Annotated in this window: 15 protein-coding genes; 3 read left to right on the forward strand and 12 right to left on the reverse strand. The window is 37.6% G+C overall.

Going from position 1 to position 14,751, the window contains the following annotated elements; genetic code table 11:
- Nucleotides 1–485, reverse strand: a 485-nt coding sequence (locus ACOH2D_RS16350; protein WP_449535909.1) for a response regulator transcription factor, incomplete at its 3' end; no start/stop codon positions are given.
- Nucleotides 486–760: 275 nt separating this feature from the next.
- Between ACOH2D_RS16350 and mgtE the strand changes: the two genes are divergently transcribed.
- Together mgtE and ACOH2D_RS16360 are read left to right on the forward strand one after the other, a co-directional pair.
- Complete coding sequence (mgtE, locus tag ACOH2D_RS16355; RefSeq protein WP_449535910.1) at nucleotides 761–2,101, forward strand: magnesium transporter; 1,341 nt, start codon at nucleotides 761–763, stop codon at nucleotides 2,099–2,101.
- A 237-nt stretch (nucleotides 2,102–2,338) separates the two neighbouring features.
- The gene (locus ACOH2D_RS16360; protein ID WP_449535911.1) at nucleotides 2,339–3,856 is read left to right on the forward strand and encodes a pyruvate kinase; all 1,518 of its coding nucleotides are present in this window, start codon (nucleotides 2,339–2,341) and stop codon (nucleotides 3,854–3,856) included.
- Between the two features lie 167 nt (nucleotides 3,857–4,023).
- Here ACOH2D_RS16360 and rimO read toward each other — a convergent pair whose 3' ends face one another.
- Nucleotides 4,024–5,331 (reverse strand): 30S ribosomal protein S12 methylthiotransferase RimO, encoded by a 1,308-nt coding sequence (rimO, locus tag ACOH2D_RS16365; RefSeq protein WP_449535912.1) that lies wholly within the window; start codon nucleotides 5,329–5,331, stop codon nucleotides 4,024–4,026.
- A gap of 18 nt (nucleotides 5,332–5,349) precedes the next feature.
- Here rimO and ACOH2D_RS16370 point away from each other — a divergent pair, with 18 nt between their 5' ends.
- Entirely contained in the window at nucleotides 5,350–5,484 is a 135-nt protein-coding gene (locus ACOH2D_RS16370; RefSeq protein WP_449535913.1) for a hypothetical protein, read from the forward strand.
- Nucleotides 5,485–5,651: 167 nt separating this feature from the next.
- Here the strand turns inward: ACOH2D_RS16370 and ACOH2D_RS16375 are convergent, their stop codons facing one another.
- The 10 genes from ACOH2D_RS16375 to ACOH2D_RS16420 all read right to left on the reverse strand — a co-directional run bounded on the left by ACOH2D_RS16375 (nucleotide 5,652) and on the right by ACOH2D_RS16420 (nucleotide 14,632).
- Nucleotides 5,652–7,298, reverse strand: a complete 1,647-nt coding sequence (locus ACOH2D_RS16375) for an amidase family protein (RefSeq protein WP_449535914.1) — start codon at nucleotides 7,296–7,298, stop codon at nucleotides 5,652–5,654.
- Between the two features lie 657 nt (nucleotides 7,299–7,955).
- The gene (gene ftsY / locus ACOH2D_RS16380) at nucleotides 7,956–8,909 is read right to left on the reverse strand and encodes a signal recognition particle-docking protein FtsY (RefSeq protein ID WP_449535915.1); all 954 of its coding nucleotides are present in this window, start codon (nucleotides 8,907–8,909) and stop codon (nucleotides 7,956–7,958) included.
- Nucleotides 8,910–9,236: 327 nt separating this feature from the next.
- Nucleotides 9,237–9,389, reverse strand: coding sequence for a DUF4295 domain-containing protein (locus tag ACOH2D_RS16385; protein WP_449535916.1), 153 nt, complete (start codon nucleotides 9,387–9,389; stop codon nucleotides 9,237–9,239).
- Nucleotides 9,390–9,432: 43 nt separating this feature from the next.
- Nucleotides 9,433–9,615, reverse strand: coding sequence for a 50S ribosomal protein L33 (gene rpmG / locus ACOH2D_RS16390; RefSeq protein ID WP_007648529.1), 183 nt, complete (start codon nucleotides 9,613–9,615; stop codon nucleotides 9,433–9,435).
- A gap of 26 nt (nucleotides 9,616–9,641) precedes the next feature.
- Nucleotides 9,642–9,878 (reverse strand): 50S ribosomal protein L28, encoded by a 237-nt coding sequence (gene rpmB / locus ACOH2D_RS16395; protein ID WP_066429794.1) that lies wholly within the window; start codon nucleotides 9,876–9,878, stop codon nucleotides 9,642–9,644.
- A 78-nt stretch (nucleotides 9,879–9,956) separates the two neighbouring features.
- Nucleotides 9,957–11,204: a competence/damage-inducible protein A gene (locus tag ACOH2D_RS16400; protein ID WP_449535917.1), complete on the reverse strand. Its 1,248-nt coding sequence runs from the start codon at nucleotides 11,202–11,204 to the stop codon at nucleotides 9,957–9,959.
- Nucleotides 11,204–11,545 carry an Hpt domain-containing protein gene (locus ACOH2D_RS16405; RefSeq protein WP_348037827.1) on the reverse strand — a complete coding sequence of 114 codons (342 nt, stop codon included), beginning with the start codon at nucleotides 11,543–11,545 and terminating at the stop codon, nucleotides 11,204–11,206. Before ACOH2D_RS16405 ends, ACOH2D_RS16400 begins: the two co-directional genes overlap by 1 nt.
- Nucleotides 11,546–12,157: a fumarylacetoacetate hydrolase family protein gene (locus tag ACOH2D_RS16410; protein WP_449535918.1), complete on the reverse strand. Its 612-nt coding sequence runs from the start codon at nucleotides 12,155–12,157 to the stop codon at nucleotides 11,546–11,548. It lies immediately after the preceding gene.
- 170 nt (nucleotides 12,158–12,327) lie between these two features.
- On the reverse strand, nucleotides 12,328–13,104 hold the full coding sequence (locus ACOH2D_RS16415; RefSeq protein WP_449535919.1) for an exonuclease domain-containing protein: 777 nt from the start codon (nucleotides 13,102–13,104) through the stop codon (nucleotides 12,328–12,330).
- A 196-nt stretch (nucleotides 13,105–13,300) separates the two neighbouring features.
- Nucleotides 13,301–14,632: a dihydrolipoamide acetyltransferase family protein gene (locus tag ACOH2D_RS16420; RefSeq protein WP_449535920.1), complete on the reverse strand. Its 1,332-nt coding sequence runs from the start codon at nucleotides 14,630–14,632 to the stop codon at nucleotides 13,301–13,303.
- Nucleotides 14,633–14,751 lie beyond the last annotated feature (119 nt).

Here is a 14,751-nt window from a genome sequence, read left to right on the forward strand (position 1 = left end):
TGATATTCTCGCGGGGTTAATGCAATGTCGATGCCTTGTCGGCTAACTTCTTTTAAAGTGGTGTTTAATTGAAGATCTCCTGCAATTATTATGGCATTTTCTTTTGTGGCTGCAGCAGTATTTTGGCTTCTTTTAATCAGCGAATTGATTTTCAAAATCAACTCGCGCATATAAAAGGGTTTGGTAAGATAATCGTCTGCACCCATTTCATAACCTTGTACTTTATCTTCCAATTCAGAAAATGCCGAAATCATTAATATTGGTGTAGATGTGTTATGGGTTCTAAAATCTTTAGCCAAGTCAAAACCATTCTTTCCTGGTAAATTAACATCTAGTAAAATACAATCAAAATGCGATTTATTAAGAATTCTTTCTGCCAAAAGCCCATCATAAACTGTTTCTACCTGCATGTTTTCAGCAGTTAAGGCATCTTTTAAATTTCTATTCAGCTCTGGATCATCTTCTATAATTAGTATTTTTTTCACTTTATATGATTTTTGGAATACTCAAAATTAAGTAATATAAAATAGATGACGTAATCATGTCGAGCTCCTTACGAACTCTATCGATTAAAAACCTAACCACATCGAGCGATCAGTTTAAAGAACAAACTAGGAGCTTTTTAAAGCAAAAGATAAATCCTACATTTGCATCACACTAAAAAAAGCATCGGCATATTTTTCAAGATTTGGTTATACAGATTTTTGCCAAAATTTTATTTTAGAAGACCCATCTTATAACCCACCAATAAACATCAGGTATGATAGCAAATAAAACTGATTATCTTGAGCTCATTAAAAACAAAAAGTGGCGTAAACTCAAAAGTTCGCTGCAAGATTTGGATGCTATTGAAGCTGCAGATTTGGTTGAAAGTTCCTCAAAAAGCAATCAGATAATTTTATTTAGATTATTATCCCGGCAACAAGCCAAGGAAGTTTTTAAGATGCTCAACCATTCTGAACAAGAAGCAGTTATAGAAGGATTGGCTGAAAACCTACAAAAATTAGCTCGCTTACTCAATGATATTGAGCCGGATGATAGAACTGCGTTTTTTGAAGAATTACCTGGCGATATTGCACAGAAATTAATACAAAGACTAACGCCGGAAGAGCAGAAAATTACGGTTAAACTTTTAAGTTACCCTAAGGATAGTATTGGTCGTTTAATGACCACGGAGTTTGTTGCCATAAAAGCAGATTTTACAGTAGCTGAAGCTTTTGCACATATCAGAACGCACGGGAAGCACTCTGAAACTTTAAACGTTATTTATATTGTTGATGACGAATGGAAACTGATAGACGACATTGATATTAAGGCTTTGATTTTCGCCAGTCCGGAGGAAATTATTACTAACCTTATTGATCATCGGTTTGTTTCTCTATATGCTTTAGACGACCAGGAAACTGCCATTCAGGTTTTTAAAAATTACGATCGTGTGGCCTTACCGGTTTTGAGCAAAGATGGTGTGCTTTTGGGTATTGTGACGTTCGACGATATCATGGACGTTATTGAAGAAGAGTCCACTGAAGATTTCCACAAGTTTGGATCGGTTCAAAATGCCGGTAAAAACCCGCTTAAGGAACGTATTTTCAATCTCTATAAAAACAGGATTGTCTGGTTGGTGCTTTTAGTTTTTATGAATGTTTTTTCAGGAGCAGCTTTAGCCGGTTTTGAAGATATTATTCAATCCTTCGTTGCCTTGGTATTCTTTTTACCCTTACTGATTGATAGTGGTGGTAATGCAGGTTCGCAATCGGCCACCCTTATGATTCGTTATTTAGCCTTGGGCGAAATTCAAATCTCCGATTGGTATAAATTAATTGGAAGAGAACTTTTAGTGTCCTTCTTATTAGGAATAACTATGGCAGCAAGTATCGCGCTAGTCGCAAGCTTTAGGGCTCCAGAAATCATTGTAGTGGTTTGTATTGCTATGGTTTTAAACGTGATGCTGGGCAGTTTAATTGGATTGATTTTACCCTTTATATTTACCAAGTTAAAAATAGACGCCGCTACGGCGAGTGCGCCATTGGTTACAAGTCTTTGTGATATTTGTGGTGTATTGATTTACTTTTCTATTGCTTCCAAATTATTAGTAATGTAAATTATACATATCCGTTTTTTGTCATATAACTGAAGATATCTGAGAACAGATTTAAGAAATCTGCGGGAAATAAAATAGGGGACATAAGTACACTTCAGTGTTCATAAGTTTCAATCTATAACATAATAAAGCAGTCAAAACATGATTTAAATTATTGATTTTAAGGCCTAGAATGTTTAAATTGGTTCTCGCCTTATGGTCAGTAAGGCAAGAACATTTTATAACGAAAAAAATTTGATGAACCTGAAAAAACTAGAGAAAGGACTTGAAAAGATTTACGAGTCGCTTTTAAGCCATAGCCCTGAAAACAATACGAATCTCACTGTTGATCCACGCTACGCCGAAAGCGCCATTAATTTATATAGATATTTGGTACTTAGAAGCATGGATATCCGAAAAATCCAGGGATACCTATCTGAGCTTGGAATATCGTCATTGGGCAGTGGTGCAGGATACACCCTTTCAAACGTTTCAAACGCCCTAATGTTGATAAAACTGCTTCGAGGTATCACATGGGAAAAAGACCAAAACATCACTACCATTGGCTATTTGGGGAGTCAAAAGCTGCTACAGGAACATGTCAATGCACTTTTTAAATCTAATAAGAAAGCACATTCTACTGAGATTATGGTTACTATGCCAGACGAAACTGCTGAAAATTCAGATTTATTGAAAGACTTGATACAATCGGGCATGAACATAGCGCGTATAAATCTTAGTCATGGCGACATTTCTTTATGGAAAAAAATGCTGACTAATATACATGCTGTAAGTGAAACCTTGGAACAGCCTGTTAAAATATACATGGATTTACCAGGCCCTAAAATTAGGATTGCCGAGATTTTTTCCCTTAATAAAAAAGACGAAAAATGGAAAACTAAAAGTAGCCTTAACGTAATGGATGGAGATTTCCTCTATCTTAAAAAGGAGGATAATCTCAACACAATGGTGCTTGCTGATAACACAAATGAACTCCCACAAATAACCGTAACACTACCACAAATTATAGATGATCTTGAGGTAGGACATAGCGTATTTTTTGATGACGGTGCCATAGAAGCAGTCGCAGTTTCTAAAGCTACTGACAAGATTCGTATTCAAATAAAAAAGGCACATAAAACATCACTGAAACTGGACAAGGGCATTAACCTTCCTGACACTTCTCTTACCTTACCTTCCTTAACTCCTGATGACATTGAATTGCTTCCTTTTGTAAGTAAACATGCGGATATGCTCGGCTATTCTTTTGTCAGAAAGGCCGCTGATGTTACCCAACTTTATAATGAACTCGATAAATTAGACAACACTTCATGTGGCGTTGTATTCAAAATCGAAAATAAGGAAGCTTTTGAAAACCTACCCTTAATCCTTTTTGAAGCTATGAAAAACAGGTATATTGGCGTCATGATTGCAAGGGGCGATCTTGCTGTAGAAGTAGGCTTTGATCGAATTTCAGAGGTGCAAGATCAAATCCTTCTCTTGTGTGAAGCAGCACATATACCAGTGATATGGGCGACACAGGTATTAGATAATTTAGCCAAAAAAGGAATAGCCACAAGAGCAGAAATTTCGGATGCTACTATAAGTGGTCAAGCCGAATGTGTCATGCTTAACAAAGGCCCTCATATTACTGAAGCAGTAAAAGTGCTAGCCAACATTTTAAAACGCATGAGTAGGCACAAACTTAAAAAGAAACCGATACTCAGAGCTTTAGATGTGGCCAAAAACAGTCTATCTAAAATTAATGAAAATTGATTTTAGCACAATAACACTCTGCCAATTGCCAGACTATCGGAGTTTTTGTTCAAGTAGAAGGTACACGAATTAGGTGCTTCGATGATATAAAAAAGACCTGAGTGCACAACTTTTGCATTCAGGTCTTTTTTATGTAGTATATTTTAAAGCTGTACGAGCAATAACGCTTAAGACGTTACGACTTCAGCGTAAAGATCGAAATCTTCCGCTTCAGTAATTTTTACCGTAGTAAATTCTCCGGTTTTTAAATAACATTTTGAAGCATCAATGAGCACTTCGTTATCGACATCTGGAGAGTCAAATTCGGTACGCCCAACAAAATACTCACCTTCTTTTCTATCGATAACGACTTTAAAAGTTTGTCCTATTTTGGTTTGGTTCAGTTCCCAAGAAATTTGCGACTGGAGTTCCATAATCTCATTGGCGCGTTGGATTTTGACTTCTTCTGGAACATCATCTTCCAAATTAAAGGCATGTGTATTTTCTTCATGCGAATAGGTAAAACAGCCTAAACGCTCAAAACGCATGTCCGAAACCCATTGTTTTAATTCCTGAAAATCTTCATCAGTTTCTCCAGGATAACCAACGATTAAGGTAGTTCTAATCGTCATTTCTGGAACTGTTTTTCTAAATTCCTTTATAAGATTGGTCGTTTTTTCCTTCGTGGTACCACGACGCATGCTTTTAAGAATATGATCGGAAATATGTTGTAATGGAATATCTAAATAATTACAGATTTTAGCCTCTCTATTCATGATGTCTAAAACATCCATAGGGAAACCAGTCGGGAATGCATAATGCAATCGGATCCACTCAATGCCTTCCACTTTTACAAGAGCCTCAAGCAATTCAGCTAAATTCCTCTTTTTGTATAAATCGAGTCCGTAATAGGTTAAATCCTGAGCGATTAGAATTAGCTCTTTCACACCAGTGGCTGCTAATTTTTCTGCTTCAAGCACCAAATTTTCGATCGGGGTACTTTTATGTTTTCCACGCATTAACGGGATCGCACAAAAACTGCATGGTCGGTCACAACCTTCGGCAATTTTTAAATAGGCATAGTTTTTTGGAGTCGTGGTTAAACGCTCGCCAATAAGTTCGTGTTTATAATCGGCACCTAAAGCTTTTAGCAAAGCAGGTAATTCAGTGGTTCCAAAATATTGATCCACATTTGGGATTTCCTTTTGCAAATCTGGTTTGTAACGTTCGCTTAAACAGCCTGTAACAAAGACTTTATCCACCTCACCATCTTCCTTTTTCTGCATGAAATCAAGGATGGTGTTGATACTTTCTTCTTTTGCATTATTGATAAAGCCGCAGGTATTGATCACGACAATATTACCTTCCTCTTCATGCACCACATCTTTCCCACTCGCTTTAAGTTGGCCCATAAGGACTTCACTGTCATATACGTTCTTGCTACAACCCAGGGTCACGACATTGATGCGGTTCTTTTTAATCGACTTCGTTCTCATATTCCAAAAAAATTAAGTGTGCAAAGATACGGAAATGAAGTTGAAATTGAAGTTCAAAATGAAATCGAAGTTGAAAATGAAATTGACTGTCCGTCCGCCTGTCCCTCCGAAGCCTTTGCGAAGGCGGTAGCTTTAGCGGAGGCGGGAAGTTGAACTCTATAATCTTGCGATCTTTGCGAAAAACCTTTGCGTTCTTTGCGTTTATAAAATCAAACGCAAAGGACGCAAAGATGAGCGCTAAGGTCGTAATGGAACTAAAACAGAATCCTATATCTGAAATCAGATTTTTGGTATTTTGAGCAAAACAAATGCTCTTCGAATTAATTATAATTTTTAGGAGCAACACGTCTTTTGGAAACTTGTTCGTAAGTATAGGCCCAGCCTAATAAAAGCTTTTCGGAAAATGGCTTACTGATAAACGTCAATCCTTCTGGTACGCCACTTTCAGAATAACCCATCGGCACTGTAATAGCAGGATATTCAGCCACGGCTGCAAAACCAGCATGAAAGTTATTTATGGACAAAAATCCGTCTAAATGGTGTTTTTTCATGGCAGCGTCAAAAAACAATCTGCCATTGGTTTTCAGGGTGTTTTTGATTTCATCAAATTCTTGGTCAGTAGCTGAATCGGCCACAATTCCTTTAAATAGGTTTTGTCCATACGGCATTCTCGCTAGAGAATCCTTTTCATTAAACGCCATCACATCCGCCACAGATTTTATGGTCAGTTTAGGATCTCCCGAAGTTTTAATATAGTTCGAAAAGTCATTTTGCATATCCAAATTTAAAAGTCTTAAAAAACCTGGTAATTCTACTTTATCCTCATCAATTTCAATGATTAGCGCACCTTTAGTTTTCAGATCGGAAATCGCCCTAACATATAAAGAATCCTTCATCAATTCCTTAAAAGCTCCAAAGCGTTTGCCTTCCAAGTTATTTCCTTTAAGAATAGCATCATAATAAGAACTGGTTTCGGATTTTGAAGTAACCGATTTTGAATCGTTCGCATCATAGCCTAACATCGCGTCTAAAACAATAGCAGTATCTATTACGTTTTTAGCCATTGGCCCAGGCGTATCTAAAGTTGAAGAAATGGGCACAATCCCAGTTCTACTCAATAAACCGATGGTTGGTTTTAATCCGACGATAGAGTTTTGACTTGATGGCGACAAAATAGAGCCTGAGGTTTCACTGCCAATAGCTGCCACACAAAAATTGGCAGCAACCGCAGCCCCACTTCCTGAACTGGAACCACCAGTATCCATCGTTTTACGACCGTAAGGATTTAAGGTTTGACCGCCTATCGCACTATAGCCACTTGGGCAATCGCCGCAAAAGAAATAAGCCCATTCGCTTAAATTGGCTTTTCCCAAAATCAGTGCGCCTTTCTCCTTTAAACGTTCTACAATGAAAGCATCGGTAGTCGTGTTATTATTTTGAAATGCCACAGCTCCAGAAGTGGTTGGCATTTCAGAAGTATTGATATTATCCTTTAACAGAATCGGCATTCCGAAAACCGAATGTTTACGCATTTTGTTCTTGAGATCGCTGTCTTTCTGTTTGGCTTCGGAAATAACATTGGGATTCAAAGCAATGACTGAGTTTAACGACAAGTCATTTTCACGATCAAATTTTCGAATGCGATAGAGATAGAATTTCGTCAGATCTTCATAAGACAATTTTCCATCTTGGATATGCTGTTGTAGCGCTGGAATGTCCTGTTCTAAAATTAACAGCTTTAAGGCGTTGTATTTTTCTTCTGTAAAATCGCTTAAATCCTTATTGAATGGTTCCCAAAGTTTCGAAGTATCAATGAATTTGGAATCCAAGACTTTAAACTCCGTAAAATCCTTGGTTGAAATAGCACTGATATCTTGAGAAGGCTTCTCATTATCCTCTTTTTTGTTTTCGGAATTTTTACAAGAAGACATTAGCAGAACAATCATGCAGAGTAGAAATGGTTTCATCGTGAATATTTTTTATTAAAAATACTGAAAAACTATTTTACAATGAGATTGGAGTTTGGATAAAGTCGTTTTTAGTATGAAGTAAGTTGTGAAATATCAGAAATCATCTAAAAACGGAGCACGTTGTTGGTGGAAAACACCAACAACGGCAGAAAAACATCAACAACGGTGGAATGAGTAAGTTCGTGAAAATTCATGAAACCCGCCTGAACGACGAAGTCGGGCAGGTTCGTGTCAAACTTTTTAGAAGCTAATTGGAAATAGAGTAAGAGACATTGCCGCCCACATCAATGTTGTTGGTGGAAAACACCAACAACTGCTTAAATTATCTAAGAACGTAGTAAGTTGTTGGTGGAACTCCGACATATATCCCACATATTTTGTTGAACAGACTGAAAGTCGGTCGTATTCGTGAAATTTATGATAATCGCTCAGGGAAAGAGTGAATTTGTGAAAATTCGTGAAATTCGTGTCAAAATTTTTTAAAGCTAAAGCGAGATGCATTGAAAAGAATATCTATCCATTAGCATAATGAGAAATTTAAAGGGAAAATATAATCTCGAAAGCTATTCAGTTTAACTCTGAGATTAGCTCCGCTGAACCTAAAGGTTTCCTGCCGGAGTTTATCTTGAGCTTAGTCGAAAGGCAGGAATTCAGCTATTTAAAAAAAGAATCTACAAATTCAAATTTGTTAAAAACTTGCAAATCGTCAATCCCTTCGCCAACACCTATGTATTTTACTGGAATTTGAAATTGGTCAGAAATACCAATGACGACACCACCTTTGGCTGTTCCATCGAGTTTTGTCACCGCTAATGACGTCACTTCCGTGGCTGCGGTGAATTGTTTCGCTTGTTCGAAAGCATTTTGACCCGTAGAACCATCTAATACCAAAAGGACATCTTGAGGCGCATCAGCAACCACTTTCTGCATGACACGTTTGATTTTAGTCAACTCGTTCATCAGATTGACTTTATTGTGCAAACGTCCAGCGGTATCAATAATAATCACATCAGCATTAAGTTCAACGCCGCGTTTGATGGTGTCAAAAGCAACAGAAGCTGGATCACTTCCAAAATTTTGACGTACCATAGGCACATCAACACGGTCTGCCCAAACTTGCAATTGCTCAATCGCTGCCGCTCTAAAGGTATCTGCGGCACCAAGCACAACACTTAACCCTTGTTTTTTAAACTGTGAAGCCAGCTTACCAATAGTCGTCGTTTTCCCAACGCCATTGACACCGACGACCATGATCACATAAGGTTTCTTATCCGCTGGAATTGAAAACTCCGTAGCATTACCGCTATCGATTTCAGATAATAAGCCTGCTATTTCCTCACGTAGAATTTGATTAAGCTCTGCAGTTCCCAAATATTTATCTTGAGCAACACGCGCTTCAATCCGATCGATTATTTTTAGAGTGGTGTCCACGCCAACATCGCTTGACACAAGGATTTCTTCCAAGTTGTCAAGAACATCGTCATCAACTTTCGATTTTCCGGCAACGGCTTTGTTAAGCTTGGTAAAAAAAGAGGTTTTGGATTTTTCTAAACCTTTGTCTAAGGTTTCCTTTTTTTCTGAAGAGAATATTTTTTTAAAAAAACTCATTTACGTCAAGGTATTTTTTGTTAGCAGTGTTTATTATTCAAAGACGGATTTGCGTTAGGGATTACTCATAACGTATCATTTTCAAATTATCGTATTCGTGAATGCTTCGCATTTGCAGCGGCATCCTTTTGCCTTTTCGGCAAAAGATATAGCGGAAAGCCCGACCTTTTTTTTAGCTACATGTTTATTTTGGAGACCTTGTAAGTTTAAAAAAGGTAACGCCCAAAACAAAATTAACCATCAAATCCTTCTAACATTCAATCAAATATAAACATAAAAAAACTGCTTTCAAATGAAAGCAGTTTTTAAAAAATATAGGGTATATATTTATTTTTTCTTTAAGAATTCGTCAACAAATTCAGGAGCAGTCACAGTTTCAACGAACTGGTAAGCGCCTGTTTTTGGAGATTTAACCATTTTAATAGCTTTGGTTAATCTTTTTGATCCTGTTTGTAACGATGCTACTGATTTCTTTGCCATTGTAAATTTATTTTATAATTCCCATGTCAATGGGAATCTTCATTTATTTTATCTCTTTATGAACTGTCATACGCTTAAGGATAGGATTAAATTTCTTAATCTCCATTCTGTCTGGCGTATTCTTTTTGTTTTTCGTGGTGATGTAACGAGAAGTTCCTGGCTGACCAGATTCCTTGTGCTCGGTACATTCTAATATAACTTGTATTCTATTACCTTTCTTTGCCATTATCTTAACTTTTTAGCTTGTGGCTATTATTTTAAAAATCCTTTAGATTTTGCTTCTTTAAGTGCAGCAGCAATTCCAATTTTATTGATGGTTTTTAACGCTGATGTAGAAACTTTTAAAGTTACCCATTTATCCTCCTCAGGAATGTAAAAACGTTTTTTGATCAAATTTGCATCAAATTTACGCTTCGTTTTATTCATAGCGTGAGATACGTTGTTTCCAACCATCGCTTTTTTTCCAGTAAGTTCACAAACTCTTGACATTCTTTCTAACTTTAATTATGTTATTTAAAACAGTTTGCAAATTTAGTAAAACTTTATAATACCTACAAACTAAAATTGTTACTTTTTTAATATTTCTTTTTCTAGCATTTCAAAGGCCTTGGTCGTAGCCCTGTTTATGACTTTGTGGCGATGATTGCCAAACGTAAACCGATCTGACCATACGTTGTCCTTTGTAGCAATCGCAATAAACACTGTCCCCACCTCAGCATCAGCATCTCCCTTGGTTGGCCCAGCATTACCTGTTGTCGCAATTGCATAGTCCGTATCGAATAATTTGAGGGCTGATTTGGCCATAACCTCTGCCACTTGACTGCTGACCACCGAAAATTCCTTGATCAATTGCGCATCAATTTTCAGCACATCAATTTTTGATTGCGTGGCATAACTGACGACACTTCCTTTAAAATACTGCGATGCGCCGGCAATTGCCGTAAAAGATTCGGCTATTTTACCGCCTGTGCAGCTTTCGGCCGTGGCTACAGTTTTACCCATAGCGGTCAATTGTTGGCCAATAACAGCTTCAATGGACTCGGCACTTTCAAAGCCCACAAAGATGTCTTGAATTTGTGGTAACAACAATTCAATTTGATGTTTTATTTCCTTCTGAATTAATTGTTTGTCCATGGACTTGCCAGAAAGACGCAAACGCACGCGCCCTAAACTCGGTAAATAAGCTAATTTAATATAGGGAGGTAAACTATCCTCCCAAGCTTCAATACGCTCTGCCAAAGCACTTTCACCAAGACCATAGGTCAATAAGGTTTCATGTTGGATGTATGGAAACTGAAATCGTTTCACAAGTTTAGGAATCACTGCATCATCAATCAATCCTTTCATTTCATAAGGCACCCCTGGAAGCGAAATGAATATTTTACCATTCTTCTCGAGCCACATCCCTGGAGCACTCCCATGCATATTCATCAAAACTTCGGCTTTTGAAGGCACTAAAGCTTGATCTAAATTGATTTGCGTGGGTGTTTTAACCACAAAATCCTCCCAGATACGTTTGACATTTTCTGTGACCGCTTCATTTCTGACCAGCGTATCGTCAAAATACTTGGCAATGGTCTTTTTGGTGATATCGTCTTTGGTTGGTCCTAATCCGCCAGTAATTATGATGATATTGGCGTTTTCTTCGGCTTCTTTAAAAGCTTTTAGGATATGCGTTTCATCATCCTGGACGGAAGTGATTTGATAGACAGAAACTCCTATTTTATTAAGTTGTTTGGCGATAAATGCCGAATTGGTATCGACTATTTGACCAATAAGAATTTCATCTCCAATAGTTATAATTTCGGCTAACATCAGAGATTAAAATCGCTTTTTATTTCTTCAGCAGCTCTTTCGATAGCATCCAAAACGGTTTTCAATTGACTAGAAACGTCTTCATTTACTTTCTCATCCTTTCCCCAATCCTGAACGATAATCAAATCGTCCAAAACACCAAGTTCAAACAAATCGATAGTAGGCTTCATTTTGTGAGCGGCCTGATACGTTGTATAAAAATCTGCTTCTGCAACGGCTTTTTTTAGACGTGCTGCATCTTCAGGAACTTCTTCCAAGAATGCCGCCGCAATAGCCAATACAAAATCCTCATCGCCATCTGCTAATTCGCGAACACGATAAAGTTTATAGTTTACTTCCATTTACTTGATTGTTAATTTAAACATTTCGTTATTTTCAATCAATCCCCTAAGTTCATCATTCGCTTCTACTTTAGCAACTCCTGATGGCGTCCCCGTAAAGATAATGTCTCCGATCTTTAAAGTGAAATATTTTGACACATATTCTATGAGTTCGTCAATTTTCCAAAGCATAAGGCTTGTATTACCTTGCTGAACAACAGTTCCGTTTTTTTCTAAGGAAAAATTAATGGCATCAACCGACTCGAAATTGGATTTCGGCAACCATTTACCCACTACTGCAGCGCCATCAAATGCTTTAGCTTTTTCCCAAGGCAAACCCTTTTCTTTTAATTTCTGTTGCAAATCGCGCGCTGTAAAGTCGATACCAAGACCGATTTCATCATAATATTTATGCGCGAATTTTTTATCGATATGTTTTCCAACCTTAGAGATCTTGACCAAAATTTCCACTTCATGATGCACATCATTAGAAAAATCGGGAATAAAAAAAGGCTGCTTTTTCAATAAGATCGCCGTATCAGGCTTTAAGAATATAACCGGATCTGTTGGTTTATCATTAGCCAACTCCTTAATATGATCCGTATAATTACGGCCTATGCAGATGATTTTCACGCTGTATGTTTTTTATTATTATTTTTTATTTTGTTTGATTGACAAAATTAATTAGAGAATCTAGATGTCAGATTATTGCACAGAGTTACGCAGAGCGTCACGGAGTCAATCACAGAAATAGAAAAGAAATTTTCAATACCGACTGTCGACTGCCAACTGCTGACTGCTGACTAGGCTAATTTATTATTGAAATTTCTCAACTTAATTGCTGTCAACACTTTTTTGGTATATAATGGAAAATCAGCATTGAGCAACCATCCAAAATATCCAGGCTCCTCATTTAATACGTCTTCTACCCTTTTGCCTTTATGTTTCCCAAAAGAAAAACATTCTTCATTATATTTATTGAAAGTGATAAATCCGGCAAAATCAGCGAACTTTTTTCGCGAACTGAATTCGGCCAAAAACTTGGTGTCATTTTCCAATTCCTCATATCTTGCTATTTGAGCTTTCAAAACCTCATAAGTGGCTTCCGTATCTGCGGCAGCACTATGGGCATCATCCAGAGTTTTATCGCAATAAAATTTATAGGCGGCAGCTAAAGTACGCTGCTCCATCTTGTGGAAAATGGTTTGCACATCAACGGCTACGCGACCTTTCATATCAAAATCAACACCAGCACGTAACATTTCCTCCGCCAATAATGGAATATCAAATCGGTCAGAATTAAACCCTGCCAAATCTGAATCCTTAACCATCGTATAAATCTCTTTTGCCAACTCTTTAAAGGTTGGCTTGTCGGCAACATCAGCGTCACAAATTCCGTGGATTGCAGTAACCTCAGCAGGTATTGGCATTTCCGGATTTACTAACCACGTTTTCCGCTCTTCATTACCATTAGGAAAAACCTTTATTACGGCAATTTCCACGATACGATCGGTAGTGATATTAATACCTGTGGTTTCAAGATCAAAAAAACAAATGGGTTTGGTAAGATTGAGCGTCATTGTTATATATTATTGTTTGTTGTTGAGCTGTTTTTTGTTGCTTACTATTCCTGTCTTTGCTAAAGCTGTGGACTGGTAATAATTTTATATGCAAAAATAGAAAAACCTAACTAGGTTAAGGTTAGGTTTATGAATTGTTTAGGTTTTATAAGAGCCCTGACAAGTTTCGAAAAACCTGTCAGGGCTAATCAATATATTATATTTCTCTTTTCATATCCCAGCCTTCCAAATAATCCTTGACGGCTTTTACAAACTGTCCACCCAGCGCCCCATTGACCACACGATGGTCATAAGAATGGGATAGGAACATTCTGTAACGGATGCCTATAAAATCGCCTTGAGGCGTTTCTACAACAGCTGGAACTTTGCGGATCGCACCAAGTGCCAAGATTCCTACTTGTGGCTGATTGATAATTGGTGTGCCCATGATACTTCCAAAAGTACCAACATTGGTCACGGTATAGGTTCCGCCTTGGATATCGTCTGGTTTCAATTGCCCCAAACGCGCTCTGTTGGCCAAATCATTAACCTTCTTGGTCATCCCAAGAAGGTTTAACTGGTCGGCATCCTTAATAACAGGCACAATAAGATTGCCATCAGGAAGCGCCGCAGCCATACCTAAATTAATATGTTTCTTTTTGATGATTTTATCATCTTGAAGCGAAATATTCATCATTGGAAAATCGCGAAGTGCCTTTGCAACGGCTTCCATGAAAATTGGTGTAAACGTCAAACTTTCGCCTTCACGATTTGCAAATTCATTTTTATGCTTATTGCGCCAGTTCCATATATTGGTTACATCGGCCTCAATAAAACTTTGTACGTGAGCCGACCTTTGAATCGATTCCACCATATGATGCGCAATCAATTTGCCCATTCTGGTCATCTCTATAATTTCATCGCCATCACTTCCAATGACTGGAGCAACCTGTGGTTTATCCACTGCTTTTTGTTGTGCTGGTTCTGCTACTGAAATTTCTTTCGCCGACTCAGCAGTTGGTGCTGACTTCTTATTTTCGAGATATACAATAATATCATTCTTGGTAACGCGCCCATCTTTACCTGTACCAGAAATTTGGTCCAATTCAGATTGTGGAATACCTTCTTGTTTGGCTATATTTTTAACTAATGGCGAATAAAAACGATCTTCAGTAGAAATTACTGGTGCTGCCACAGCAGTTCGTGCTGCTTCAACAGTTTGTGCTACCTGTGCAACTTCTGGAATCTCAGCTACTTCTGCTGAAGTTTCTTCTTGACTCGGCGCAGCAGGTGCTTGACCAACACTTGCATCAGTTTCGATAACAGCAATAACCTGACCTACTTTTACAACGTCATCGACCTTAAAAAGGATCTCAGTTAGGATGCCATCAACTTCACTTGGAACTTCACTATCGACCTTATCGGTTGCGATTTCCAACACTGCTTCATCAGCTTCAATCTTGTCTCCAACGTTTTTCAACCATGACGTAATTGTCGCTTCTGCTACACTTTCCCCCATTTTCGGGAGTTTCAATTCAAATTTTGCCATATTATTATTCTAATGCTAAAATTTCTATTTGCTCTTGCAAAATTAGTTAAAATTGCCATACTTCATTACACAATCCTTTATAATTTCGGAATTCATGAGGCATATATTCATTCATTATT

The sequence above is a fragment of the Gelidibacter sp. genome (genome assembly GCF_053579655.1).